Origin of the sequence: Arthrobacter sp. B6 (assembly GCF_001663775.1) — a bacterium.
Taxonomy (GTDB): Bacteria; Actinomycetota; Actinomycetes; order Actinomycetales; family Micrococcaceae; genus Arthrobacter.
This window is the reverse complement of the sequence record NZ_KV467168.1, coordinates 1,829,517-1,855,069: the sequence shown is the minus strand read 5'-3', so window position 1 is coordinate 1,855,069 and position 25,553 is coordinate 1,829,517. Positions and strand designations below refer to the sequence as shown.

Genomic DNA, 25,553 nt, shown 5'->3' with positions numbered 1-25,553 from the left:
CTGTAGGTCCTGGCAACCGGTTGACAGTGCGGGCACTGCGCACCTACGCTAGCCCAAAGAACCTTCCTAGCCAGGGCTCGGATGTCATCAGAGCGGGCACACAGAGTAGACCCCCGAGCATAAGGAGCTCCCATGCCGAAATCTGCATTCCCCACCTCCAGGATTGGCGCCGAAGGCACCGTATCTTCCCTGGCCTTGACTGGGTCAGGTGGCCGGGCATGACCGGAGCTTTCAACGTAGTCGTTGAGCGAAGGACGGAGTCTGAACCATCGTTGGACACCATCGTCTTTGTGAATTCCCTCGCCACCGGAACGCAGATGTGGGATGCAGTGGTTGCCGAGCTACCGCCGTCTTTCGACGTAGTCCGCTTCGATCAAAGGGACCGGGGTGGTCCCCTCGGGCACCGGCCGTTTGATCTTGACGATCTGGTCGAGGATCTGTTTGATGTTTTGGACGGCGCGGGCATCAGCAAGGCTCATGTGGCCGGGGTGTCCCTTGGTGGAATGGTCGCCCTTGGTGCTGCTGCTTATAGGCCGGAGCGGATTCAGTCTGTTACCGCGATGTGCTGTGCAGCGCGCTTTCGACGCGATGTATGGATAGAGCGGGGCCGGTTGGTGCGGGCCCAGGGAGTTGTACCATTGGTGCCCCAAATCATCGACCGATGGTTCACCGCAGATTTCCAGCAAAAAAACCCAGACGTCGTCCGGCAGTACAGGCAGATGCTCGAGTCTACGGATCCTGTCGGGTACGCCAACGCATGCGATCTCCTATCTGAAGCGGACGTGCGTGAGGATTTACCGACAATACAGGCTCCGGTCCTGGTCATAAGCGGGGACAGCGACAGCGCCAATCCCATTGAAGATCAGAAACTGATCGCGCAAAGCGCGCCCAAAGCACGGCACGAAATCCTCAGCAGAACCGCACATCTTGCACCTGTGGCGGAGCCGGCACACGTTGCCCGGCTCGTCGCGGATCACGCCCAATACAGTAGCCAACGACGAAAACGATGACATCAATGCCCGAATCGAGCGAGGGCTCCCCGCCTCAAGGCGGACCATCCCCTCTCGGGGACTGCAGCAAGATCGCCAACGGGGACTACGTAGAAGTCAAAGTGGGCCCTGTTGTCCACCTGACGGGACATGTTGTAGACGTTCAACCGTCGATGGATCTCTTTTGGCTTCTAACGTCCGATGGAACTCGGAAAATAGTGGAGCTCGCGGAGTTTGACGTCTATCTTGCGGCCTAGAGTGACGCTGTGCTCTGCCTTGCGGAAGGAAGACATCGTGGCCTACTTGACAGCCAGCACCTCTATTGGCGAATGGCTTGCTCATCCCCTTGGGGGAGAGGTGGTCAGGAGTTTGCTGGCGCAAACAGGCACTTCAGAGTGTTCCCTGGAGCCACTCCAGGCATTGCCCCTACAGCAGCTGGTTGTTCTCAGCCGGGGCAAGATTCCCCCGTCTGTCATTGAGGACATCGTTGTAAACGTAAATGGCGGGCAGGCACCGGAGCCTGGTCCGCATCCTGGCTGACAGGAACAGGTTGCGCCCCAACGTTTCTTCGGAAATTTCGCAGTCTCACATGGTGGGATCAGGGGGAGCCCGCCGCTGCCGCTAGAGAAGCCGGCCGCTGGACCCACGCACCACCAGCTCAGTATCGATGTAGCGAGTGGAAGGAGTCTCTCCGGGCTCCTTGAGTGTGCGCAGCAACACGGTGGCCGCTTCGATTCCACAGTTTTCCATCGGCGCGCGGACAGTGGTAAGCCCGGGTGTCGTGAAATCCGCTCCGAAGATATCGTCGAATCCTATGATGCTGATTTGATCCGGGACTGCATAGGCCGCGGCCTGCAGTTCTTGCATGAGACCTATTGCCAGAAGGTCGTTATACGCAATCACGGCCGAGGCGCCGCTGCCGACAATGAGGCGGGCCGTGACCCGACCTCCCTTGACAGTCGGACTGTCGGACTCGATTTTTACCGCTTCAATGCGTGACCACTCGCAAGCTTGTTGAATGCCGCTCCAGCGCTGGCTCGACATCCAGGAGGCCGTGGGGCCTGAAATGAAGACTATTTTTTTATGCCCATGGCCGGCGAGGTGACGGATGGCTTCACCAATGCCCTTATTGACATCAGGGACGACGCAGGCGATGCCTTGTACGTCGCGATTTACGACCACAACTGGTTTCTCCTTCGCAAGATCCCGGATGTGGTCATCGTCCATTCGCGGACTGGCCAGGATTAGACCGTCGACGCTGGCAAGCATCCGTTGAGCCGCAGCAAGTTCCTGATCCGGCGATTCGGCTGATTCGGCAAGAATAAGGGAATAGTCACGGAATGCCGCTGTAGATTCTGCACCCCGTATGGTTCCGAAAAATGTTGGATTCGTAATGTCGGCAACAATCAAGCCCAACGTGTTTGTTCGTCCTGTCGGAAGGGCCCTGGCAAACGGGTTAACTTGATAGTTGAGTTCGGCGGCGGCTTCCTCAATGAGCTTCCTCGTCCCCGCACTGACCCGACCGGGCTTGCTGAGCGCCCTGGAAACGGTGGATGGGTTCACTCCTGCCAGCTTCGCAATATCGTAAATTGTGGCGTTGGTCCTGCCGGTCGCCCGGGCCTCAACTTTGTAAGGCGCAGCGCCAGCCACAACATCGGCGTCGGAGGCTGGAAGATTAGTCATAGACCTCATGGTAACTGCCGGGTCGCAAAAAAACATCCATCCGGTTGCCAAAATCACACAAGATCATTCTTCGTTGTCGGTGCAGGTGTTCCAAGGTTCTGCAGACATCCCCGACAATGACATCCCCCAAAAAGGAGGTGTGAATGAATCTAAATTGGCAACCGGTTGACATGAGGTGCAGGACACCGGACTATTGAGCTATGCCACAATCGATTGCCGCCAACCCAGACAGGCTCCTGCCCGCGGATCCAGGAACGCGCAGCATCGCGCGGGACCTCCTCCAGCGCGTCCAGGACCTCCCCATCATTTCCCCGCACGGGCACGTTGATGCCGCGATGATCGAGCAGAATACGCCTTTTCCTGACCCGGCCGCGCTGCTGGTCAGCCCGGACCACTACGTCACCCGGCTGATCCACGCCAGTGGCGTCCCGATGGACCTGCTCATGGAATCCGATTCCTACCAGCCGGAGAGCCTGTCGGTGTGGCGCGAATTTTGCAGGGCGTGGCCCCTGTTCGAAGGCACCGCCTCCGGATATTGGCTCCGCACCCAGTTGCGCAGCGTCTTTGGCCTCGAGGGGGAGCTGAGCGTGGAAACAGCCGATGCCAGCTACGATGCAATCTCCGCAAAGCTCCAGGAGCCCGGCTTCCGGCCTCGGGAGATGTTCAAGGACTTCAACATCGAGGTCCTGGCCACCACGGACGATCCCCTGGACAATCTTGAGAGCCACAAGGCAATTGCCCAGGACCTGTCCTTCCATGGGCGCGTCCTGCCCACCTTCCGCCCGGACGCATATCTCAATATTGCCCACCCCACATGGTCGGAGAACGTGGACCGGCTCATTGCGGCAGCGGGCGACGGCGGCACGGGCTATGATGCCTACCTGGCGGCACTGGAGAATCGGCGTCGTTATTTTGTGGAACATGGCGCAGTCTCCGCCGACCACGGAGTCCTCACCCCGGCCACCCTGAAGCTCGACGCGTCGGACGCCGCGAAGCTGTTTGACCGTGCCCGCTCAGGCACGGCCACTGCGCAGGACCGCAACGATTTCGAAGCGCACATGATGTACCAGATGGCACGGATGTCGGTGGAAGACGGCCTGGTGATGACCATCCACCCTGGTTCCTACCGCAACCACCATGAGCCCACGTTCAACAGCTTCGGGGCGGACACCGGGCACGACATTCCGTTCGCGATCAACTACACAGAGGCCATCCGGCCCGTCCTGCAGGACTTCGGCACCGCCAAGGATTTTCACCTGGTTCTCTTCACGTTGGACGAAACCGTGTTCTCCCGGGAACTCGCCCCGCTGGCAGGGTTCTACCCGTCCGTCTACCTGGGCGCCCCCTGGTGGTTCCTGGACGCACCGGATGCCATGCTGCGGTATCGCTCCGCCGTCACCGAGACTGCCGGCTTCTCCCGATCCTCCGGTTTCATCGACGACACCCGGGCCTTCTGCTCCATCCCTGCCCGGCATGATGCCTCCCGCCGCATCGAAGCCTCGTTCCTTGCCCGGCTGGTGGCCGAACACCGCGTCAGTGAAGACCGCGCGCACGAACTGATCGTGGACATTGTGGATGGCGCACCCCGACGGGTCTTCAAGCTGTGAGCACCGGTTTACAGAAACAAACGGAGACCCCCGTCGAGCCCCCGCGGCTCAATCGGACGTTCTGGTCCGCCCCCAAGGCACCGATCCGGATCGTCCACCTCGGCCTGGGCGCCTTCCACCGCTCCCACCAGGCCTGGTACACCCAGCAGGCCGGCGATGCCGCGGATTGGGGCATCGCCGCCTTCACCGGGCGCAGCCCCGATACAGCACTTGCGCTGGCAGAGCAGGACGGCCTGTTTACCTTGGTGGAACGCACCGATTCCAATGACTCGTTCGCTGTCATCGGCAGCATCGTAGAAGCGGTTGACGGCGCGGACGTGGCCACGCTCGCCGTACTGCTGGCATCGCCTGACACCGCCGTGGTCACCTTGACCATTACCGAAGCGGCGTATCTGGCAGACTCCGACGGCGCCTTCAACAGTAACGCTCCTGATGTGGCCGCGGACCTGGCCACCCTGCGCAGCAACGCTCATCCCACGACTCCGCTGGGCAGGCTGGTACTGGGCCTGGCGGCCCGACGGGCAGCCGGCGGCGGTCCGCTGGCCGTTGTCTGCTGCGACAACCTCTCCAACAACGGTGCCGTGGCCCGCAACGCCGTAGTGGGCATGGCCGAAGCCTGGGAGCCGGGCCTGGCCGAATGGATCAGCACCAACACGAGTTTCGTCAGCACGTCGGTGGACCGCATCACGCCACGGACCACGGCTGCGGACGTCGCCGCGGTGGAAGCCTTCTGCGGCTACCGGGACACGTCGCCGGTGGTAGCCGAACCGTTCGCCAGCTGGGTCCTCAGCGGAGAGTTTCCGGCGGGCCGGCCGCGGTGGGAGGACGCCGGCGCCTTATTCGTGGCGGACATCGAGCCGTACGAAAACCGGAAGCTGTGGCTGCTCAATGGAGCCCATTCGCTCCTGGCTTACGCCGGCCAGCTGCGGGGGCATCGAACCGTGGCGCAGGCCCTGGCGGACCTTGCATGCCGGCACGCCGTTGAGGCCTTCTGGGATGAAGCCGAGGCCAATCTGCCCGCCAGGGACCTCGCGATACCCGCCTACCGGGAGGCGCTGCTCGCCCGGTTCGGCAACGCACGCATTGCCCACAACCTGTCACAGGTAGCCATGGATGGCACCACGAAGCTGCGGATGCGGGCCGTTCCCGTGCTGCGTGCCGAGCGGGCCGCAGGCAGGCCCGGAAGTGGTGCCGCGGTCATGATTGCCGCATGGATGGACTGCACAGCCCGGCTGCCACCAGCCCAAGACCCGCTGGCCGCGGAAGTGGCAGCTGCAAATGCCTTGGCGGGGACTGCGCGGATCCGCGCCCTGCTCGAACTGGTGGATGCGGGGCTGGCCAACGATGCAGGGGCAGTGCAGCTAATAGAAAGCCTCACCGGTACCTTCGCGGAAGCACTTCCGCTTATTGAACCGCGTAACCGACTAACCTCCCCTGAAAGGACCCAGCTGTGAAAATCATTGCCGCGGAAGTGTTCGTGACAAGTCCCTCCCGGAATTTCGTGACGCTCCGTATCACCACCGAGGACGGTGTGACCGGTATCGGCGATGCCACCCTGAACGGGCGTGAGCTCGCCGTGGCCGCCTACTTGAAGGAGCACGTTGCGCAGTTGCTGATCGGCAAGGATCCGCACCGCATCGAGGACACTTGGCAGTTCCTGTACCGCTCCTCGTACTGGCGCCGCGGCCCGGTCACCATGGCCGCGATCGCCGCCGTGGACATGGCGCTGTGGGACATCAAGGGCAAGATGGCGGGCATGCCGGTGTATCAGCTCCTCGGCGGGGCATCCCGGAACGGGCTGCGTGCCTACGGGCATGCCTCGGGCGCGGACCTCCCTTCACTCTTTGATTCGGTCCGTGAGCACCTGGAGCTGGGCTACAAGTCAATCCGGATCCAGACCGCGGTCCCCGGGATCAAGGCCGTCTACGGTGTGGCCGCCCAGGCGCAGGCGTCGGGGGAGCGGTACGACTACGAGCCCGCCGGCCGCGGTGCCTTCCCCTTGGAGGAGGACTGGGACACCCGGGCGTACCTGCGGCACCTGCCTTCCGTGTTTGAGGCGGTCCGGAACGAGTTTGGCCCGGAGATCCCGCTGCTCCATGACGGCCACCACCGGATGACCCCGATCCAGGCGGCCAAGCTGGGCAAGGCGCTGGAACCATATGACCTGTTCTGGCTGGAGGACTGCACCCCGGCTGAGAACCAGGAAGGCCTGCGCCTGGTCCGCCAGCACACCACCACCCCGCTGGCCATCGGTGAAATCTTCAACACTGTGTGGGATTTCCAGACCGTCATCAAGGAACAGCTGATCGACTACGTCCGGGCAGCCTCCACGCACTTCGGCGGGATCTCGCCGCTGAAGAAGGTGATGGATTTCGCCGCGCAGTACCAGATCAAGTCCGGTTTCCATGGCCCTACCGACATTTCCCCGGTGGGCTTTGCCGCGCAGCTGCATGTGGGCCTGGCGATCCACAACTACGGCATCCAGGAATACATGCCGCACTCGGCCAAGACCAACGAGGTCTTCGAACAGTCCATGACCTTCGTGGACGGCTACCTCCACCCCGGGGACAAACCCGGCATCGGCGTCGAATTTAACGAAGAAGCCGCAGCAGCATACCCGTACCAGCAGGCGTACCTGCCCTACAACCGCCTCATCGACGGCACAGTCCATGACTGGTGAACACGAGTCCGCGGCTTCCGCCCACATCGTGGTGATGGGCGTGACCAGCTGCGGCAAAAGCACAGTGGGTGCCGCGATCGCTGCCCGCCTCGGAGCAGAGTTCGTCGACGGAGACGCGCTGCACCCGCAGTCCAACATCGACAAGATGGCCTCCGGTACTCCCTTGGACGACGGCGATCGCGCGCCATGGCTCGCGGAAATCGGCAGGCGCTTCTCGGCAGCGGAGACCGGGCTGGTGATCGCATGCAGCGCACTCAAGCGCAGCTACCGCGACATCATCCGCAACGGCGACCCCACAGTGCGGTTCGTCCACCTGAATGGCGCTCGGGATCTGCTCGCCAGCCGGATGGCTGCGCGGCCGGGCCACTTTATGCCCTTGTCGCTGCTGGACTCGCAGCTGGAGACGCTGGAGGACCTCGAGGCCGATGAGGCGGGAGTGGTGGTGGACATCGACACGCCTGTCGAGCAGATCGTGGAATTCACCTTAGCTTCGCTCGTTCACGCCCGCACATAATCATGGCCGTCGAGTACGCCAGAACCAAAGACTTAGAAGGAAAGAGAATCATCATGAGCAACGTTGCAGTTATCGGACTCGGAATTATGGGCCTGCCCATGGCGATCAACCTGGTCAAGGCCGGCCATACCGTCACCGGCTTCAACCGCAGCCAGGACAGGATCGACAAGCTCGTCTCCGAAGGCGGCAAGGGTGCCTCCAGCATCGCGGACGCCGTGAAGGATGCCGACGTCGTCATCACCATGGTGCCGGACTCCCCCGACGTCGAGGGTGTCGTCAGCGGCACCGACGGTGTCTTCGCGAACGCGAAGCAGGGCACGCTCTGGATTGACGCGTCCAGCATCCGCCCGGATGTCGCCAAGCGCCTCGCCGAGGAAGCCCGCGAAGCCGGCATCCGCCCGCTCGACGCACCGGTAAGCGGCGGTGAACAGGGAGCCATCGACGCCGCCCTGTCCATCATGGTCGGCGGCGACAAGGAAGACTTCGACGCAGCCGCGGACGTCCTGGACGCCGTCGGCAAAACCATCGTCCACGTCGGCCCCTCCGGCTCCGGCCAGACCGTCAAGGCAGCCAACCAGCTCATCGTCGCCGTCAACATCGAGGTCCTGGGCGAGGCCATCGCCTTCCTCGAGGCCTACGGCGTGGACACCGACGCCGCCCTCAAGGTCCTCGGCGGCGGCCTGGCCGGCTCCAAGGTCCTGGACCAGAAGGGCCAGAAGATGCTGGACCGCAACTTCGAACCCGGCTTCCGCCTCGCCCTGCACCACAAGGACCTGGGCATCGTCACCTCCGCCGCCCGCGAAGCCAACGTAACCGTCCCCCTCGGCGCCGTCGCCGCGCAGCTCGTCGCCGCCACCGTCAACCAGGGCGACGGCGCTCTGGACCACTCCGGACTCTTCAAGCAGGTCCTGCAGCTCAGCGGCCGGAAGTAACCAAAGCAATGCTCGCGCCCGATTTGCCAGCGAGTTTCGCGATGCACGTTGCTCGTGAACGCTAGCGTGACAGCAGCCCTGGTGCACGAATTACTAGGCGTCCAACGTGCACTGCGCCGCATTGATACGGCCAGCTTGCGCGGAGAAGGACTTGGCGTCGCCCTGCACTTCTTGCTTCGGTGCATAGGTGAAGGGGAATGCCGGGCCACGCAGCTTGCGGGACGGCTCGGTGTCAGTGCACCAGTCCTCAGCCGGCAGATCGCCGAGTTAGAGGAGCAAGGTTTGCTGGCCCGAAAGAAGGACCCAAGTGACGGCCGTGCTCATCTTCTCGCACTGACGCCGGCGGGCAAGGACAAACTCATGCATGTGCAAACACAGCGATCGGCGCTCTTCCAGGAGTGCCTCGGAGAATGGAGCGAGAGCGATGCCGCCAATGCAGCGAGGGCACTCCGCCAGCTAACAGAATCCCTGATGAAGCCGGCCTGAAGGCCCTGTTTCCCGGCTGGAGCGGACCTACCACGAGCATCGATAACACGTGGCACTAGTGGCGTGTCGAATTTCAGTCTAGGAGTTTAGTGAGTACCAAGAGCGTCGATGTTGAACACGTAGGCGGAAGAGTTCGAAGCCACGGGCTCTTGGTCGCTGTCCTTGCCTTTGCTGGCTTGGGCGGGTCGTTCATGCAGACCATTCTCATTCCGATCCAGTCGAAATTGCCCGAGATGCTGGAGGCAGGCAGGGATGACACCGCTTGGGTCATCACCGCGACGCTCCTGGTGGCGGCCATTTGCACCCCTGTCTCGGGGAAGCTGGGGGATATGTACGGCAAGCGGCGCGTTTCCATTGTTTTGCTCTCGCTCCTGGTGGTGGGGTCAGTAGTCTGTGCGTTCTCGCCGTCGGTTCTGCCCCTCATCGTTGGGCGGGCCCTCCAGGGCATGGGAACGGGTGTCATACCCCTGGGCATTGCCATTTTGAGAGACGAGCTTCCTCCAGAAAAACTTGCGGGAGCAATCGCCCTTGTAAGCGCCACCTTGGGCGTTGGCGGTGCCCTGGGTCTTCCAGTCAGTGCGCTTGTGACGGAGTACTTTGACTGGCATGCGCTCTTCTGGGTCTCTGCTGGAATTGGCGCAGTCGCTGTGGCGCTATATCTCCTCGTTGTTCCAACCGGGGCTTCCCGCAATCAGGGGCGGTTCGATTTTTGGGGTGCCGTCGGACTCGCCATCGGGTTGGTGGGTTTGCTGCTTGCCCTTTCCCGGGGGAACACCTGGGGCTGGCTGAGCGCCCCAACTCTGGTGTCATTGTTGATTGGAATTCTCTCGCTGCTGGCTTGGGGATGGTATGAACTCCGGAGGCAGAACCCACTAGTTAACCTGCGTGTGAGCTCGAAAGGGCCTGTCCTGATGACAAATTTGGCGTCGGTCGCGATGGGATTTGCTCTCTTTTCTTCCAGTATCGTGTTTCCCCAATTGCTCCAGTTGCCGGAATCTTCCGGCGGGCTCGGATTGACCCTTGTGGATGCCAGCCTGATCCTCGTCCCGGCAGGCTTGGCGATGCTCGCCGTGGCCCCTATTGCGGGGCGCATAGTTCGGCGGGTTGGCCCGAAGCCGCTCCTTGTCGCCGGGGCAATCATCATTGCACTCGCGTATCTCTCCGCTGTGCTCGTGCAGCCAAACGTTTGGCTTGTGCTGGTCGTCAACATGATGATCGGAATTGGTATCGGTCTCGGCTATGCGGCAATGCCAACCCTGATTATGCTCGCTGTTCCTGTGAGCGAGACCGGGGCAGCGAACGGCTTGAATACCTTGATGCGTGCATTGGGAACAAGCATTGCCGCAGCTGTGGTGGCAGCCGTTCTCGCTGGCTCCGCTGGGGCTGCAGGGGGCACCGGCGAACCGAGTCAACAGGGATTTTTTCTGGCACTTGTCCTCGGGCTGGCAGCAGCTGTGGTTTGCGGAGTCCTGGCCTCGCTCATCCCGAAACCTCGGGTTGTGTGACAGAAGAGGAAACTACACGGTGTGACTGGTGGTTTGGGCGACGTCAGGAGCCAGTTCGCCTCCCACGGCCCTGGTGTCCGGGGATGACCACTCAACCCATAATTCCCGGCTTCCACCCCGATCCCTCCATTTGCAGAGTCGGGGACGACTACTACTTAGCGAATTCCAGCTTTGAGTACTTCCCCGGCGTCCCATCTTTCACAGCACCAACCTGCTGGAATGGACTTTGATCGGCAACATTCTCGACCGTGCAAGCCAGCTCACTGTTCGGCCAGGCATCACAGGTGCCGGCGGTGGGATCTACGCACCGACCTTGCGCTTCCCTAAGGGTGAATTCTGGCTGGCCACGACGAACATCACCGACATCCGCCGCGGGCATCTCATTGTTCACGCCACGGACCCTTCAGGTCCTTGGAGTGAACCGGTCTACACAACAGGTGCAGTCGGGATTGACCCTGACTTGTCGTGGGACAGTGAAGGAACCTGCCATATCACATGGTCACATCCCATGGGAGGTATCTACAACGCGACCGTGGACCCCGCCACCGGTCAACTCCAGTCGGACCCGCACGAATTATGGAAAGGGACCGGACTCGCCCACCCTGAGGGCCCACACCTATTTCAGCGCAACGGCTGGTGGTACCTCGTCATCGCTGAGGGCGGTACTCACCACGGACATTCTGTCTCGATTGCCCGCTCCCGAAACATCGCCGGGCCCTATGCTGGCCACCCGCAAAACCCGATATTCTCCCATCGGAGTACCCCACATGCTGTTCAAAACCCTGGGCACGCCGACTTGGTCGAGTGCGCCGACGGCACATGGGCGATGGTCTACTTGGGAGTACGTCCGAGAGGCTCATTCCCCAAATATCATGTCAACGGACGGGAAACGTTCCTCGCAGGAGTGGACTGGGTGGAGGATTGGCCAGTCGTCATGCCTGACGCATTCGATCCGCCGAGAGCAGAAACCTCATTCGAGGACAATTTCTCAGCTGACGGCCTGCACCCCCGATGGATTTCTCCAGGCGTCAACCCGCGCTCCTTCACTACCCGCGATGGCGAAGCCGGGCTCATTCTCTCCGGGGGCCGAGGGCTTGATCGATCGCAGTGGCCCCGACACGATTGAGCTTGGCTATCTGGAAGGTTTTGAATTCCGTCAGCTGGCAAGCGTCTAGCTGGATGTGCAGCGGCGGATCGCGGCACCTTCAAACCTGGCCTCTGACTGGTGTAGGTAGTCAATTCATCTAGCTGCAAACGATCTAGCCCACGCCGGGAATTAGCCAACGAAGGAACTGACGTCCGTGCTGTAGATAATGGTCCATGTCCCGGTCGTACAACCATTGGATCTGCAGTCCGTCAGTAAATGCTACGAATGCCACCGCCAAGTCCTCCGGTGGCATGTCGCCATTCACTTCCCCATGGGCCGCCAAGGTCACGAATGCTTGGTTGTAGAGGTCAACAACAGATTTGTAGCGCTCTTGATAATACTCATGGGCCGGGTGATCAGGGGAAGTGGCCTCGACAGACAGCTTTACGTGCAGCTCGACCAGGCCGGCTGCAGATCGTTTAGACCAACCGCCTTTAGCAGCGCCTTGATCCTATCGACGTCCTCCGGCATCTTTACCCCGCCTACCCCATGGGTTCTGAAGAACTCTTTCCTTTCTTTGGTCCCTGAGTTTCAGCACTCCCCAAAGCAACTCATCCTTATTGGCAACATGATGGAGAAGCCCCGTGTGACTAATGCCGACCCTGGCGGCTACCTCTTTCATCGTCAGGTTGTTGAAGCCCGTATGTCCGAAGAGCTCAATGCACATTTCAAGGATTCTCAACTGCAGAGCCGCAGTTTTCGCATACGGTCCCCGTTGTTTGGCCGTGGCCGTGGGCATTGTGCACCTATTGTTCTGAAGAGTCATACTGAGGTCCTGTTTCCCTGCCGCCAGGCTGGTCCTTCGAGGAAACGGACCCGTTCTTGGCTACGTTCCCAAGCCATGCCAGGCTGCTTTTCGGGTGCCGCTCGAACGTTGTCCGGTCAACGGCAATCAGCCCGAATGTTGGTTCCCAGTGACCCCATTCATAATTGTCGAGCGCGCTCCAGTGCAGGTACCCCCGGACGTCGACCCCGTCATCCATCGCCGCGGACAGGTGCTGCAGCGCGGTTTCCATGTACGCGATGCGCCGTTCGTCGTCCGCTGTCGCGATGCCGTTTTCGGTGACAAGGATCGGCACGCCTCCGGTAACTTCCCAGGTATGGCGAACGGCAATGCCAAGCGCGTCGGGCCGATAAGCATTTCCAACCAACGTGTTGTCAGGATGAGGCGGGTGGGGCACGATGCCTTCGGCGGTGACGTTCTGTCCGCTGTAGGACTGGACGCCGATGAAATCGTCACCACGGGCGGCTTCGAGGTACAGGTCTTCCCGGACAAACTGCTTCGTGCGCAACATGTCCTCCCCGCCCGGCAAAGCTACCAGTGCCTGGTTCGCCACAGTCCATCCCACTGCAGCGCCGGTCCGCTCCCGTAACAGATCACGGACGGCGTGATGGGCCTCGACAAGCCGGTAACCGACCTCCGGATCAGGGTCAGGCAGGACCGGGCGGGTATCATCGTCAACGGTGGGGCTGAGCCACTTTTTGTCCGTCTGCTGTTCTGCTGCCCGGCTCATCGTCGTCATCAACGCGAGCATATTGGGTTCGTTCATGGTGCAGATCCATTCCACGCCGTCCAGAATGCCTGCAACGGCTTCGGTATATGTCGCGAACCGCTCGATCGCCCGCGGCCCCATCCACCCGCCCTCCTCGGCGAACCACCGGGGGTTGGTGAAGTGGTGCAGCGTGATGACAGGCTTCAGTCCTAGCCGGAGTGCGGTGTCGATCATGCGGCGATAGTGGGCGAGTTCCGCGTTGGAAAAGTGGCCGGGAGAAGGCTCGACGCGCGCCCACTCAACCCCGAACCGGTAGGCGTTGAGGCCGGCGCCAGACAGCAGTTGCATATCCTCTGCGTAGCGGTGATAGCTGTCAACAGCGTCACCGCTGCGCTCCATGCCCGCCCTGAGCTGCTCTCGTGCCCAGAAGTCACTGTTGACGTTGTTGCCTTCGACCTGATGGGGCGCGGTGGAGGCGCCCCACAGGAAGTCGTTCGGAAAGTTCATCTTTGTACGTGCCGATCTGCCAGCTAGCTATGTCGTCAACTGACCACTTCCGAATCATTCGGGATGATGACAGTTGATGGGAGAGAATTCAGGAGACTCTAAAGACAGCGTGACCCTGCCTCTGCTCGGTCACTGGATCTATGCGCTGTGCCCACCAGGCGTGAAGATCAACGCCGGGTGGGCACGGCTCGTGAGCGGGCCGCGAAGGGGCGCCCCCTTCAGTTTGCGGTCCATCAGCTGCCTCGGCGCGCCATATGGCGCGCGCCGCGGAGGCCGAACACGACGGCGGGTCCGATGGTTGAGCCGGGGCCAGGGTACGTCCGGCCCATGACGGAGGCCGAGTTGTTGCCCGCCGAGTAGAGACCCGGGATGACCGTGCCGTCCTCCCGCAACGCCCTGGCCTCTGTGTCGGTGACGACGCCGCCTTTCGTCCCAAGGTCTCCGATCACCACTTTGAATGCGGTGAACGGGCCCTTTTCGAGCGGACCGAGGCAGGCGTTGGGGTGGACCGTCGGGTCGCCGTAATAGCGATCGTAGGCTGAGTTGCCGCGGCCGAAGTCGCCGTCGACCCCTGCCCTGGCGAAGCCGTTGAACCGGTGGATGGTCGCCTCCAGGCGGGCGGGATCCATGTCGAGCTTCGCAGCGAGCCCGGTGATGGTGTCCGCCTTGACCATGATCCCCGCCTCCTTCATCGCCTTGTTGTTCTTCGGGTCGATCGCGAAGGTGCGCAGGTAGCGGCGGGCGTGCCGGGCGTCGCCGACCAGCCAGTAGGGGCCGTCCTTGGCGTGCTCGAGCATATGGTGGCCGAGGTCGACGTAGGACTCGGACTCGTTGGCGAACCGGTGGCCCTTGGCGTCGAGGATGACGGAGTAGGGCAGGGAACGCTCACCCACGATGAACGCAGGGCCATGGCCGGGCGCTGCGGCGACAGATCCGCCCCACCAGGCGTCGTCCATGAGCTCAAGCGCAGCGCCATTGTCTTGCGCGATCTCGATCGGGCGCCCAAGGTTGCCCGCAGCGCCAGACGGGGCCCCATCAATTCCGTGGTGCTTTTGGCGGAGGTCCTTGTTGTGGTCAAAGCCGCCGCCGGCCAGCATCACGCCACGCGTGGCGCCGATGGTCAGGGGCTTGCCGTCCCTGGTGATCCGCACCCCTGCGACACGGCCGTCCTCGACGATGAGTTCCTGCAGCGGGGCGTTCAGCCACAGGTCAGCACCTTGCTTCTGGACGACGACGTCGAGGAACGCAGCGGCGAATCCGGACCCGATGCCGGCGAGCTTCTTGCCGGTGACCACCCCGCCGAGGGTGCGGAATACGAGCTGCGCCCCGCGGATGAAGCCGGAGGGTGTTGACCAGGCCCGACCCAGAAGCCATATGTCGTCCGTCTTTATCGGCAGAGCAACGGGCGCCTGGCACGTCTTCCACCAATCGCCGATCTTCTTGATATCGAACGGCTTCACCTCCAAGCCGCGGCCGATCTTGCCGCCCGGGAGCTCGGGGTAGTAGTCCGGGTAGTCCGCCGCACGCACGAATGTCACGCCGTACTTCTCTGCGGTGTTGACGAAGTCGGCGACGCCGTCGACGAACGCCTCTTTCCGGGCCCGCGTTGTGGCCAGGCCCTCCTCGCCCACCGTCGCCTCGAGGTAGGTCAGCGCCTCACCGCGGGAGTCCCCGGCGCGGTCACGCTGCATAAGCGGATTATTGGGCATCCACATGCCACCCCCGGACATGGCCGTGTTGCCGCCCCACTTTGCGGTGCTTTCCAGCAGGAGGACCCGCAGGCCCTCGTCGGCGGCACCCATGGCTGTCGCCAGTCCAGCGGCACCTGTGCCTACGACGACGACATCATAGCTGTGGTCAAAAGGCTTTGACTCTGACATGTTCTTGCTCCTTCAGTTCAAGGACGCCGGTTCCGCTTGTGGCCCGGGACAAGCTCTGGACACGGACGACGACGGAACCTCCCGCCGTCGTCCCCTTCGGTTCATTACAGGGCTGACCAGCCGCCGTCGGAGGCGAGGATGGCCCCGTTGATGTTGGTGCCGTCGTCGCTGAGCAGGAAGGTGATGGAGGCGGCGAGCTGCGCGGCTGTTGCCGGGGTGGGGATGTTGGCCTGCATCAGCGGGCCAAGGCGTTCTGCGGCCATCCGGGATCCGAAGTTCGCCACGATGCCGGTGATGGTGGGGCCCGGAGCCACCGCGTTGAAGCGAAGTCCCTTGGGCCCGTAGATCACGGCGGAGTTCTTCGTGAGGCCGACAACGGCGTGCTTGGAGGCGGTGTAGGCGGCGCCGGCGGCTGAGCCGCGGATGCCGGCCTCGGAGGACACGTTGACCACCGAGCCTGTACCGGCGTCGAGCATTACGGGGACAACGGCGCGGGTGAGACGCATGAGTGCGGTGACGTTGATTCGGAAGACGCGGTCCCAGAGTTCGTCGTCCACCTCGTGGATGGGGGTGAAGTTGTCCATGATCCCGGCGACGTTGGCCAGGGCGTCGACGCGCCCTCCGGCAGCCGCGACGATTGCGGCCACGGTTTCTTCGGTGGAGATGTCGCCGGGCACAGGCACCAGGTCCAGGCCGGTGTTCTCTTCCACCAGGGCGTCGAGGCGTTCCTTGCTGATGTCAGCGGCGATGACCTTGCCGCCCTCCTTCGCGATGCGCAGGGCAGTCGCCTGCCCGATCCCGGAAGCTGCACCGGTGACGATGACGGTTTTCCCTGCAAAGCGGTTGTTGGTGATGGCTTCTTGCCATGTGACTTCGTTGCCCATGATGTCCTTCCAGACGGTGATATGGATTCGGCGGTGGCCGGGGCCCCACTTTACGACACTCTGTGTCGTAAAGGAAGGGTGAATACTGGTGGGATGTCCTCGGATAACCTGACAACTTCCACCCGCGCCCTGGGGCGGCCGGTGAGCATCGACCCTGACGCGGTGGCAGCGCTCGCGTTGCGCATGTTTGCCGAACGCGGATATGAGCAAACCTCCATGGAGGACATCGCCCGTGATGCCGGCGTCGGACGCAAGACCCTGTACCGCCATTTCGCAACCAAGGCGGAGCTGGTGTGGGGCGGCATGGGACCCGCGATCGCCGCCTCCGCGCCTCTGTTGGATTCGCCTCCGGCCGCAAACTTGACGGCCGAAGAGGTCCTGGATGGCCTTCGTGATGCGCTCGTTGCCGGAGTTGACGCCCTTCCGGACCTGGCAGTTACCCGCGGACGCCTGCGACTGATCGCGGAACATCCGGAGCTCATGAGCCGCAGCTACGAGTTTCTGGGGGCGCAACGTGATCGGACGCGTTCCTATCTGACGGCCCGCGGTGTTCCTGAGGCAACTGCACGATATTTCTGCGCTGCCCTTATTGGCGCCTCATTTGAAGCCTGGCTGCAGTGGGCAGCCGGCCAGGAACCGACACCCACCGCCCATCTCCAGGCAGCACTAGCGGTCCTGCATCTGGATCAGGCCTGACCCACGACTTAAGTGATTCGCCCGCCGGAGCACCGCGGTGGGTGCCCGACGGGCGAATCGTCGCGAAGCTGACTTACTTGTTGCTGGTTCCGAAAGCGCGGAGGTCGAACAGCGATACACCCGAGCCGACGTATTCGAAGCCCGGCTGAGTGGCCCAGAGCGTCGTCTGCGAGAACACTGGAGCGAACCAGGCCTCCTGCACTCCGAATTCGTTGATGTCCCTCAGGATTTCTCCCTGACGCTTCGTATCTGTCTCGGCATCCAATTGCTGGAACAGTTTGTCGAGTTTAGGATCCGTGGACTTGAAGGGATTCTGCGAACCGCCTGACCGGTAATACACGGCGGCAGTCCTGGTCGCCGCCGCAGTGCCACCGATGTTCCAGTAGGCGCCCCACTTGGTGTTCTGTCCGGCACTCGTTGCGGGAACTGGCTCCCATTCCACCTTTATTCCGATATCCCCAAGTAGCTGGCTGATGGTGGGCTGATATTGCAGGGACGGCAGGTTCGCGGGCATCACCAGTTTGAAGCCATCCGGGTAGCCAGCTTCAGCTAGAAGCTTGCGCGCCGCTTCGCGGTCGTAGGAATAGACGTCGTCAAGTTTCGGATCGTACGCCGGCGAAAATTCGTTGAAGACCTGATTGGTCGTCTTGCCGTTGCCACGAAGTATGGCTTTCACGACGCCCTCTTTGTCCAGGGCCATGTTGATGGCCTTTCGAACACGGACATCGGCCAGTTCCGGAGTAACGGTGCCCGCGCGGTCTGCGAGCACCAGCTCGGCGATCGCTGTGGAATCGACGGGCTTCACGTTCAACCCCCCGCCCTTCGCCTGCTCCGCCTGCGTCCCGTCGACGGTGCCCGCGTCGAGTTCTCCGGTGAGCAATGCATTGAAGAGCGCTGTCCGGTCCGCGATCGCCCTGATGGTGACCGTCTTGAACGGGTAGGCATCCGCATTCCAGTGGTCATCGCGCCGTTCCAGGACGTAGGTCGTCCCAGCGATCGTTTTGTCCGTATTGAGGACGTAGGGACCGGAAGCTACGGGGTTGAGGGCTCGACTCGGGTCAGCGAGCGTGTCGGGGTCACCGATGACACCGGACCCATAGGAGAGAGCGACAAGGAGGTTGGGATCCGGACGCTTGAGACGGAGGACAGCGGTTCGCTCATCGGGAGCCTCGACGGAGTCAACAGCAGCCAAGTTGCTCTGCTGGGGTCCCGGGGTATTTTTCGTGCGTTCGAGTGTGGCCTTCACCGCCGCCGACGTGACAGGATCACCATCGCTGAATTTGAGGTCGTCCCGGAGTTTCATGGTCAGCGTCAGCGCGTCCTCGGAGTACTGCCAGCTCTCCGCTGCAGCTGGTTCCAGCTTGCCCTCGTTGTTGCTGTAGATAAGCGTGTCGTAGAGGGTCGACCAGACGTACCGCTGGGTACCGTCATGCAGCTGTGCCGGGTCCAAGGAATTGGGCGGGGCTTGCACGCCCAGCGCTATCGTGGCGTTGCGGTCGCTGTCACCGCCTTCAGTGGCGGAAGGCGAGGGCTCGCTCGTGCCGCATGCCGATAGGGCGAGCATCGCCGCTGCGGCGATGGCCCCGATAACGAGGCGGGGTGGTTGTACTTGGGGCATGAGAGCTCCTTTGCTCGTTGCGGTTGTTGTGTATCTCATGAACGGGTCGGTTGAGCTGGACGGGGACCTTTGGTGAATACATCCCGCGGCGTAATGGCGTTAAGCAGCGGCTCGGCGCGCTGGTATCGGTGAAGGTTCTCGAGGATGAGATCGATCGAGCGCTGGGTGCGTGACGGAAGTTTCGGGGTCATATGGGGAGTTATCATGACGTTCGGCATGTCCCATAGCGGAGAGTCGGCCGGCAGCGGCTCAGGATCAGTCACGTCGAGACCTGCTCCGGCGATTTCCCCTGCTACCAAAGCGCTGATCAGCGCGTCCTGGTCAACGAGCTGACCCCGCCCGATGTTGATAAGGTAGGCGTCGCTCTTCATCCGCTCGAACTGGTCGCCGGAGAACAAATGATAGCTGTCATCGTTCAGCGGGGCCGCCAGCATGATGACGTCTGATTCTTCTAGAAGTGGATTCAGGGAGTCGCCAGCGTCAACTGAAAGCATCCTGTCCACGCTGCTGGGCACGTCACCGGCGCTCCGCCGGTAGCCGATGACATTCATGCCGAACGCCTTGCCCAGATCAGCCATCGCCCGGCCGGTGTTACCCAAGCCGACGATCCCCAACGTTTTCCCCCATAATGCGAAGCGGTTGTGGTAGGCCGGAATGCCGCCCCATACGTGGGCGGCCTGCATCGCGAAAAGCTGCTTTGCGTCAAAGGTCAAGGACAGGGCGAAGTAGAACCCGTGCTGCGCAAGGGCTTCGGCGGACCTGCCAGCCGACCCCGTAACAATAAGTCCCTTTTCGAACACCTCGGGACGTGCAGAGCGTGTCAAACCGGAATGATCACAGTGCACCCAGCGCAGATTGGGGGCTGCAAGGAACCGATCGTCGATATCCATCAAATGGATTGCAACATCCACCCGCTCAAGGGCATCAGCGATGCCGCTGGCGTCCCCGGGATGAAGATGCAAGAACTCGGCTGGAGCGAACGCCTGCCGAAGCTGCTCAAGTTCCTCAGGCTCCCACATGACGGTGGCGAGCACGCTGTGTACCTCATGGACTGGCGAATTTGTAGCCATCGCTGCACTTCCTTGTAGCAGTTGAGACGAGTTGTTTTTCAAAACTCACTTGCTATGAGCGTATTCGGATTTGCATTTTTGTCAACCGGTTGCCATCACTGAAATGACCGCAAATCAGTAATACTTCGCGAAGTGCCGCGCTGTAGGCGCTCTTCCGCCCCACGCCTAACATCGCATCCCGCGCAAAGTGCCAACCGATTGCGTGGCGCAACACTGTGACGGTGCTGCCAGGCAGATCGACCCTCCTCGCGCGGCGACGGCGCGCTTGAATGTTGAGCGCATTGTGGCGGCTGCAAAAAGCGCAGGAACAGAGCCGGGATGAGTCCAACGACCCACCACGGGTAGCCGGGCCTCTGCAGGAAGGCAATGCTTAAGGAGTGGTGCAACCCGAAGAGGTCGGTTGCCAAAAATGAACAGCATGTCTCCGTCCGAGTCCGCGTACCCGGCATGGCGGATTCCCCCATGATGCGTCGTTAACCAGCGCTGAAGTCTACGCCGGACCGGCGCAAGCGGTTCAGCTCTCGGCGCCCAAGGCGGCGCGCAGGCCACGTGCAGGTAGCTGGGAGCTGAGAGGGCAGGGAGCAAACCCTCCGGCAAATTTGTTCGGCAACCGGTTGTCAAATTGGCCCGATGCACATAGAGTTGGCATGCGCGGTACCTACGCCGGCCGATCGGGCCGGCACTCAACCGAACGATCCGACAAAGGAGTCATCGCGATGTGCATACGCTCATTGTCCCGGCGCAGAGCTCCGCGACCAGGATGGTCGCCAGCAACCCAGTTGCCAATTCCCAACTCGTCTATTTTCCGGCGAGAGCTTAGGTAGGGCCAGGAATGGTTCAGTACATTCTTCGCCGTCTCGCTATTGGAGTGATTCTCGCCGCTCTGGTGACCTTCCTTACGTATTGGCTGCTCAGCTTTTCATCTGATGGGGTCGCCGCCAATATCCTCGGCCCTGCAGCGACTGCGGACTCGATCCAGGCCCTTAAGAAAGATATGGGACTCGATCGCCCATTCATCATCCAGTATTTTGACTGGCTCGGAGGCGTGGTCCGCGGTGACTTCGGGGTCTCCTTCTTTACAAGCGAGGCCGTGGTCGGCGCCGTCGTAGCACGTCTCGGCGTGACGCTGTCCATCGTTCTCACCGCACTTGTCATCAGCGTCGTGGTGGCCGTCGCCCTTGGCGTGCTCGCGGCTTCACGGGCCGGAGCGATTGACCGTGTTACCCAGAGTGCCTCCCTGCTTGGACACCTGCTGCCGAACCTGCTTATCGCGATTGTCCTCGTCGTTGTCCTCTCCATCAATCTGCGCCTCCTGCCTGCTACTGGATTCACCCCGTTCAGCGAAAGTCCGAGCAAATGGGCCGCGTCGATCACCATCCCGGTGATCGTGCTGGTTATCAACGGAATCGCGAACATCGCGGCCCAGGTGCGAGGAACGATGATCGGCGAGCTCCAGAAGGATTACGTGCGGACGCTCCGTACCCGAGGCGTTCCGACGTGGTCCATCGTGTATCGCCATGCACTGCGCAATGCCGCTGCTCCGGCGCTCGTTGTCCTGTCGCTCGAGTTCATCTCGATGTTCGGCGGTGCACTCATCATCGAGCAGGTGTTTGCCCTTCCCGGGTTCGGCTCGTTTGCGTTCAACTCCTCCCTGCAAGGGGACATCCCAGTCATCATGGGCATCACAGTATTCAGTGTGATGCTCGTCGTCAGTGTCAATCTGGTGACAGACCTCATCAATGGTTGGCTAAATCCGAAGGCGAGAATCTATTGAGCACCGAAGCAGCTATCATCGCGACGGAGGCCCCGGCAACTCCCGTCCGCCGGTCGGCATACCGCAGACTGATCCGAGACCCTCAAGCCATCATCACGGCCAGCTTCCTGCTGTTGGTCATAGCCCTCGGCATATTGGCGCCGCTGATCACACAACATGGGCCAAACGAGTCGTCGCTCGATGCCGTTAATGCCAAAATCGGGACCCCCGGCTACCTCCTGGGCGGAGATCAAAGCGGGCAGGACATCTTTGCGCGGCTGCTCTACGCGATCAATACGAGTGTCATCTCGGGTCTGATAGGTACCAGTGTGGCAATCGTCATCGGGCTCTTTTTCGGACTGGTGGGCGGGTACTTCGGGAGCCGCGTACGGACCTCCGTCGAGTGGATTTTCAACCTGATCATGACGTTCCCGGGCATCCTCTTACTTATCGTCCTTATGCCGGTGACGAAGGGCGATTACCGGGCCACGATGCTCATCTTCGGAGTCCTTCTCGCCCCGGGTGTCTACCGCATCGTACGCAACCTCACGATTGGTGTGAAGAACGAGCTCTACGTCGACGCGGCCCGCGTCTCGGGCCTGTCAACACTACGGGTCCTGGGCCGGCACGTAATGCCGGTGGTACGCGGGCCAGTCATCATCTCGGCGGCATTCCTCACGGGCTCGGCCATCAACGTCCAGGCCGGCCTGGCATTTCTCGGCCTCGGATCCGCTGAGGTTCCCAGCTTCGGCGCCATGATTTCATCGGGCTTTCTGAACCTCTACGTCGACCCGCTCCAGTTCGTCTGGCCGGCGCTGCTGCTAGGGCTGATGTCTGCTTGTCTGGTCCTACTGGGCAACTCCCTGCGGGACTCACTCGAGGGTGTCCGTCCTAAGGCCTCGAAGATAGGAGCACCAGCCCAAGCCGCAGTGACCACGACGGACCAGACCGGCGGCCAGGCCGCGGACCTGCTTCAGGTGCAGAACCTGGAAATTTCCTACCCGACGCCGTCGGGCGAAAAGAAGCCCGTGCTCAAAGGTGTCTCACTCGACCTGCGGGCGGGAGAAACGCTCGGACTTGTCGGCGAGTCGGGGTCTGGTAAGACCCAGACCGCCTTCGCGATCCTAGGTGTACTTCCTCCGGAATCGATCATTACAAATGGCTCGATCAAGTTGGACGGTCGTGAGCTCATTGGGCTGCGTGAGGGGGAGCTTCGCAAGCTGCGTGGACGTTCCATCGCTTATGTCCCGCAGGAACCGATGTCGAACCTCGACGCCTCATTCACGGTGGGCGCCCAGCTCGTCGAAGGCATCCGGAGCGCGACGTCACTTTCGCGGCACGACGCTCGGGAACGAGCGCTTGAGCTGATGGAGCATGTGGGTATCACCGACCCGCAAAGAACTTTCAACCTGTATCCACATCAGATCTCCGGCGGCATGGCGCAGCGCATTTTGATTGCTGGCGCAGTGGCGAGCGGACCCAAGCTCCTGATCGCTGACGAGCCCACCACTGCCCTTGATGTCACGATTCAGGCTGAGATCCTCGACCTGCTTCGCGATCTTCAGAAGGAAATGGGGATGGCGATTCTGTTGGTCACCCATAACTTCGGCGTAGTAGCGGATATCTGCGACCGAATGGCCGTGATGCAGCAGGGCCGGATCGTCGAGTCAGGAGACGTCGTCGAGGTTTTCAGCAACCCGCAGCACCCCTACACACGCGAGCTTCTTGAAGCAATCCTCGATGAGGATAGTGTCCGCGAGGACGCTCCCGTTGTCAGAGTGTCGGCCGCCAAGGAACTCGCCTGATATTCGGCCCGCTGCTCAGTGCAGAGGACTCCCGGGTGGCGTTCCCTTGGCGGGCCTTCCAGTCGAGGTCCCGCGCGCGGAGGCGTGTTTCCCAAAGCCTTCACGTCGCTCTACCAGCCCCTCTCTTTACCTAACATCAGTCGGCACACAGCCGGAACTCATCAGATAGGCTTTTCATGCTTCACGGTTCTTCCGCTGAATACGATCGCAACCTCCCGCAGGACAGCCGCTGGCTCGATCCGTACAACGTGCTGCAAACGAATCTGCAGGAAATCGACGTTCATATGGACGTAGATAAGGCTGCTGATGCCGCCGTGGATTACGGCGCAGACACGTGGTTGCTCAATGCGGGTGGGATTGAGTCTTTCTATCCCACGGATTTGCCCTTCCAAACGCGCAATCCGCTCCTCAGTGTGCGTCCTTCCGGTGACCTGTTCGGTGACGCAGTGGCGGCCGCAAAGCGACGCGAACTCAAGATCATCGCCAGGCTGGACATGTCGAAGGTATCGACGCGTATCGCGAAAGAACATCCTGAGTGGCTCTTCCGATCAGTGGGGGGAAAACCGCAGGTCTACCACACGCTCTTCAGCGTCTGCCCTTCATCTGAGTACTACCAGTCTCGGACGTTCGACGTGCTGGACGAGCTTATAGATCGCTACGACATCGACGCAGTGTTCTTTAATTGGTTCAACTTCAACGAGCGCGATTACGACGAGGTGATGCACGGGCCTTGTCACTGTGACTCATGCAAGGTTGGATTCGAGCGATTCAGCGGGGGAAAAGAGCTTCCTGCTGACATGAAGGCGGAGACTTTCGGTCTCTGGCGTCAGTACGTGAGTGCGACACTCGGCGATCTGACCGCACGAATCGCGGATCATGTGAACTCGAAGTCTCGGGATATCGGCGTTATCCTTCGTGCCGGCGCCCCCATCGTCTACTTGGAAGCGAACAATGCGTTCCGGTCCATGCCCGGGACGGAACTCTGGCCACACGCCACGGCGGAGGCCGTCAGTGCGCACGTCTCGTCACGGCCGGAATCCTCCGTCATGGTCAACTGCGTCGCCTTCATTGACAGCACGTATCGAATGGGGTCCGAGCAACCCGAGCACTTCGCGCAGTATGTGCTTCAAACAATGGCCCGTGGCGGGAATCCCTCGGCGTACTACATGGGTGCGCCGGGCCGCTTGCCGATGGCATTGAGCATCTCCACTGGCCGGGAGGTGATGCGATTCCGGAGTCAGCACAGCGACCTGTACCGGAAACTGCGCCCTACCGCAAACATCGGTCTGGTCCGACCGGACATCGCCTCGTCGGCACCGAACCACTGGGACGCCCTTGAGGAATTCCGCGGGGTGTACCTGTCATTGCTTGAGGCGCACCTGCCATTTGACGTGATTCCGGTCGACCAGCTCGGAAAGCTCGCCAGGAACGGAGCGTTGGACCGGTACTCCCTTCTGATCCTGCCCGATGTGGGCACGTTGGGTGAAACGGCCGCAGGGGTCGATGGATTCGTCCATCGAGGCGGGAATGTGATGGCCACCGGCTCCGCCGGTTTGAGCCGCGACGGCGTCGTCGAACTGAAGTGCAATCCGGCAGTTCGCACCCTGGACGCCGTACTGTCCGGGACCGATCTCCGCTCCACTTTCGTGACGGATGCGGCCCAGCCGCGAATGGACGAGTTCTACTATGAGGCACCGATTGTCCCGGTCTACGGGCGGTATCATCCTTTCGTCTGGAAGCCCGATGCGGCAAAAGTGGGCTTCATGCTTCCCCGCGCACCATTCGCTCCGCCCGAGCTCGCCTATGGCCACACGGGAAGTGCGCATCCCGACTATGTGCGCGGTCACTATGGCGGCGGCGAAGTCGCGTATGTCCCGTGGACTATTGGGCGAACGTACCGGGAGTTTGGAAAAACGGATGTGCGGGACCACCTTCTCGGGCTCGTTCGGTCCCTCGTTACCCCGGACATCGCAGGCGACATTCATGAAGGTGTTGAGCTCATCGCAGGACGAAGCGGGAACAGCACAGTCATCCATATCCTCAACCACACGGGTGTACGCCGCCGATCGTATGGACCACACGTTCCCGTCAACGGAGGTCGGCTGCATTTGGCTGGACGCGGCCGGGAGAAGGTCCTGGTGGAGGCTCTGGTCGCCGGCCTGGAATTGGATTCAGCCGCCGTAAACGACGACCTGGTGATCGATCTGCCCCCACTGGAGCTATTCGAGGTCATCACGATCACGACCCAGTAATAACTCCCAGCCACGGACACAACGCCCCCGCGCCAAGAACATCGGAAGGAAT

At 61.6% G+C, this 25,553-nt stretch carries 20 protein-coding genes and 1 pseudogene; 13 read left to right on the top strand and 8 right to left on the bottom strand.

Going from position 1 to position 25,553, the window contains the following annotated elements; translation table 11 throughout:
* Positions 1–218 precede the first annotated feature (218 nt).
* On the top strand, positions 219–1,010 hold the full coding sequence (locus tag AU175_RS08025; RefSeq protein ID WP_066287290.1) for an alpha/beta fold hydrolase: 792 nt from the start codon (positions 219–221) through the stop codon (positions 1,008–1,010).
* Positions 1,011–1,610: 600 nt separating this feature from the next.
* Here AU175_RS08025 and AU175_RS08020 read toward each other — a convergent pair.
* Positions 1,611–2,672, bottom strand: coding sequence for a LacI family DNA-binding transcriptional regulator (locus AU175_RS08020; RefSeq protein ID WP_082979061.1), 1,062 nt, complete (start codon positions 2,670–2,672; stop codon positions 1,611–1,613).
* 200 nt (positions 2,673–2,872) lie between these two features.
* Here AU175_RS08020 and uxaC point away from each other — a divergent pair, with 200 nt between their 5' ends.
* The 8 genes and pseudogenes from uxaC (at position 2,873) to AU175_RS21275 (ending at position 11,522) form a co-directional block, all read left to right on the top strand.
* Complete coding sequence (uxaC, locus tag AU175_RS08015; protein ID WP_066287289.1) at positions 2,873–4,279, top strand: glucuronate isomerase; 1,407 nt, start codon at positions 2,873–2,875, stop codon at positions 4,277–4,279.
* Positions 4,276–5,733, top strand: coding sequence for a mannitol dehydrogenase family protein (locus AU175_RS08010; RefSeq protein ID WP_066287287.1), 1,458 nt, complete (start codon positions 4,276–4,278; stop codon positions 5,731–5,733). Before uxaC ends, AU175_RS08010 begins: the two co-directional genes overlap by 4 nt.
* Positions 5,730–6,959 carry a D-mannonate dehydratase ManD gene (gene manD / locus AU175_RS08005; RefSeq protein WP_066287285.1) on the top strand — a complete coding sequence of 410 codons (1,230 nt, stop codon included), beginning with the start codon at positions 5,730–5,732 and terminating at the stop codon, positions 6,957–6,959. Before AU175_RS08010 ends, manD begins: the two co-directional genes overlap by 4 nt.
* Entirely contained in the window at positions 6,949–7,473 is a 525-nt protein-coding gene (locus AU175_RS08000) for a gluconokinase (protein ID WP_066287282.1), read from the top strand. Before manD ends, AU175_RS08000 begins: the two co-directional genes overlap by 11 nt.
* 2 nt (positions 7,474–7,475) lie before the next feature.
* On the top strand, positions 7,476–8,405 hold the full coding sequence (locus tag AU175_RS07995) for a 2-hydroxy-3-oxopropionate reductase (protein WP_082979060.1): 930 nt from the start codon (positions 7,476–7,478) through the stop codon (positions 8,403–8,405).
* A 54-nt stretch (positions 8,406–8,459) separates the two neighbouring features.
* Positions 8,460–8,891, top strand: coding sequence for a MarR family winged helix-turn-helix transcriptional regulator (locus AU175_RS07990; RefSeq protein WP_331711951.1), 432 nt, complete (start codon positions 8,460–8,462; stop codon positions 8,889–8,891).
* 89 nt (positions 8,892–8,980) lie between these two features.
* Positions 8,981–10,396, top strand: a complete 1,416-nt coding sequence (locus tag AU175_RS07985) for an MFS transporter (protein ID WP_269449476.1) — start codon at positions 8,981–8,983, stop codon at positions 10,394–10,396.
* A gap of 83 nt (positions 10,397–10,479) precedes the next feature.
* Positions 10,480–11,522 (top strand): annotated as a pseudogene (locus tag AU175_RS21275) (glycoside hydrolase family 43 protein).
* A gap of 133 nt (positions 11,523–11,655) precedes the next feature.
* Here the strand turns inward: AU175_RS21275 and AU175_RS22750 are convergent.
* The 5 genes from AU175_RS22750 to AU175_RS07970 form a co-directional block, all read right to left on the bottom strand.
* On the bottom strand, positions 11,656–11,925 hold the full coding sequence (locus AU175_RS22750) for a TetR family transcriptional regulator C-terminal domain-containing protein (protein WP_442855311.1): 270 nt from the start codon (positions 11,923–11,925) through the stop codon (positions 11,656–11,658).
* 69 nt (positions 11,926–11,994) lie between these two features.
* Complete coding sequence (locus tag AU175_RS22745; RefSeq protein ID WP_442855310.1) at positions 11,995–12,210, bottom strand: TetR/AcrR family transcriptional regulator; 216 nt, start codon at positions 12,208–12,210, stop codon at positions 11,995–11,997.
* A 79-nt stretch (positions 12,211–12,289) separates the two neighbouring features.
* The gene (locus AU175_RS07980; protein ID WP_066287275.1) at positions 12,290–13,543 is read right to left on the bottom strand and encodes a family 1 glycosylhydrolase; all 1,254 of its coding nucleotides are present in this window, start codon (positions 13,541–13,543) and stop codon (positions 12,290–12,292) included.
* A gap of 233 nt (positions 13,544–13,776) precedes the next feature.
* Positions 13,777–15,423 (bottom strand): FAD-dependent oxidoreductase, encoded by a 1,647-nt coding sequence (locus tag AU175_RS07975; protein WP_066287272.1) that lies wholly within the window; start codon positions 15,421–15,423, stop codon positions 13,777–13,779.
* A 104-nt stretch (positions 15,424–15,527) separates the two neighbouring features.
* Positions 15,528–16,307: an SDR family NAD(P)-dependent oxidoreductase gene (locus AU175_RS07970; protein WP_066287270.1), complete on the bottom strand. Its 780-nt coding sequence runs from the start codon at positions 16,305–16,307 to the stop codon at positions 15,528–15,530.
* A 93-nt stretch (positions 16,308–16,400) separates the two neighbouring features.
* On the opposite strand from AU175_RS07970, the gene AU175_RS07965 reads away from it, so the two are divergent.
* Complete coding sequence (locus tag AU175_RS07965) at positions 16,401–17,003, top strand: TetR/AcrR family transcriptional regulator (RefSeq protein WP_066287268.1); 603 nt, start codon at positions 16,401–16,403, stop codon at positions 17,001–17,003.
* A gap of 73 nt (positions 17,004–17,076) precedes the next feature.
* Here AU175_RS07965 and AU175_RS07960 read toward each other — a convergent pair whose 3' ends face one another.
* On the bottom strand, positions 17,077–18,621 hold the full coding sequence (locus AU175_RS07960; protein WP_156642231.1) for an ABC transporter substrate-binding protein: 1,545 nt from the start codon (positions 18,619–18,621) through the stop codon (positions 17,077–17,079).
* A gap of 35 nt (positions 18,622–18,656) precedes the next feature.
* On the bottom strand, positions 18,657–19,655 hold the full coding sequence (locus AU175_RS07955; RefSeq protein WP_197497063.1) for a D-2-hydroxyacid dehydrogenase: 999 nt from the start codon (positions 19,653–19,655) through the stop codon (positions 18,657–18,659).
* A gap of 868 nt (positions 19,656–20,523) precedes the next feature.
* Here AU175_RS07955 and AU175_RS07950 point away from each other — a divergent pair.
* The 3 genes from AU175_RS07950 to AU175_RS07940 all read left to right on the top strand — a co-directional run bounded on the left by AU175_RS07950 (position 20,524) and on the right by AU175_RS07940 (position 25,501).
* Complete coding sequence (locus AU175_RS07950; protein WP_066287262.1) at positions 20,524–21,465, top strand: ABC transporter permease; 942 nt, start codon at positions 20,524–20,526, stop codon at positions 21,463–21,465.
* A complete protein-coding gene (locus tag AU175_RS07945; protein ID WP_231938488.1) occupies positions 21,462–23,249 on the top strand; it encodes a dipeptide/oligopeptide/nickel ABC transporter permease/ATP-binding protein in 1,788 nt (595 codons plus the stop codon). Before AU175_RS07950 ends, AU175_RS07945 begins: the two co-directional genes overlap by 4 nt.
* Positions 23,250–23,425: 176 nt before the next feature.
* On the top strand, positions 23,426–25,501 hold the full coding sequence (locus tag AU175_RS07940) for an alpha-amylase family protein (RefSeq protein WP_066287260.1): 2,076 nt from the start codon (positions 23,426–23,428) through the stop codon (positions 25,499–25,501).
* The last annotated feature ends 52 nt before the right edge of the window (positions 25,502–25,553 follow it).

What these genes read in the sequence shown, in the direction of transcription:
- AU175_RS07965 (WP_066287268.1), top strand. Translation starts at nt 16,401, where the DNA reads ATGTCCTCGGATAACCTGACAACTTCCACCCGCGCCCTGGGGCGGCCG.
- AU175_RS07975 (WP_066287272.1), bottom strand. Translation starts at nt 15,423, where the DNA reads ATGTCAGAGTCAAAGCCTTTTGACCACAGCTATGATGTCGTCGTCGTA.
- AU175_RS08025 (WP_066287290.1), top strand. Translation starts at nt 219, where the DNA reads ATGACCGGAGCTTTCAACGTAGTCGTTGAGCGAAGGACGGAGTCTGAA.
- AU175_RS07995 (WP_082979060.1), top strand. Translation starts at nt 7,476, where the DNA reads ATGGCCGTCGAGTACGCCAGAACCAAAGACTTAGAAGGAAAGAGAATC.
- uxaC (WP_066287289.1), top strand. Translation starts at nt 2,873, where the DNA reads ATGCCACAATCGATTGCCGCCAACCCAGACAGGCTCCTGCCCGCGGAT.
- AU175_RS08020 (WP_082979061.1), bottom strand. Translation starts at nt 2,672, where the DNA reads ATGACTAATCTTCCAGCCTCCGACGCCGATGTTGTGGCTGGCGCTGCG.
- AU175_RS08000 (WP_066287282.1), top strand. Translation starts at nt 6,949, where the DNA reads ATGACTGGTGAACACGAGTCCGCGGCTTCCGCCCACATCGTGGTGATG.
- AU175_RS22745 (WP_442855310.1), bottom strand. Translation starts at nt 12,210, where the DNA reads ATGTGCATTGAGCTCTTCGGACATACGGGCTTCAACAACCTGACGATG.
- AU175_RS07950 (WP_066287262.1), top strand. Translation starts at nt 20,524, where the DNA reads ATGGTTCAGTACATTCTTCGCCGTCTCGCTATTGGAGTGATTCTCGCC.
- AU175_RS07960 (WP_156642231.1), bottom strand. Translation starts at nt 18,621, where the DNA reads ATGCCCCAAGTACAACCACCCCGCCTCGTTATCGGGGCCATCGCCGCA.
- AU175_RS07970 (WP_066287270.1), bottom strand. Translation starts at nt 16,307, where the DNA reads ATGGGCAACGAAGTCACATGGCAAGAAGCCATCACCAACAACCGCTTT.
- AU175_RS07980 (WP_066287275.1), bottom strand. Translation starts at nt 13,543, where the DNA reads ATGAACTTTCCGAACGACTTCCTGTGGGGCGCCTCCACCGCGCCCCAT.
- AU175_RS07940 (WP_066287260.1), top strand. Translation starts at nt 23,426, where the DNA reads ATGCTTCACGGTTCTTCCGCTGAATACGATCGCAACCTCCCGCAGGAC.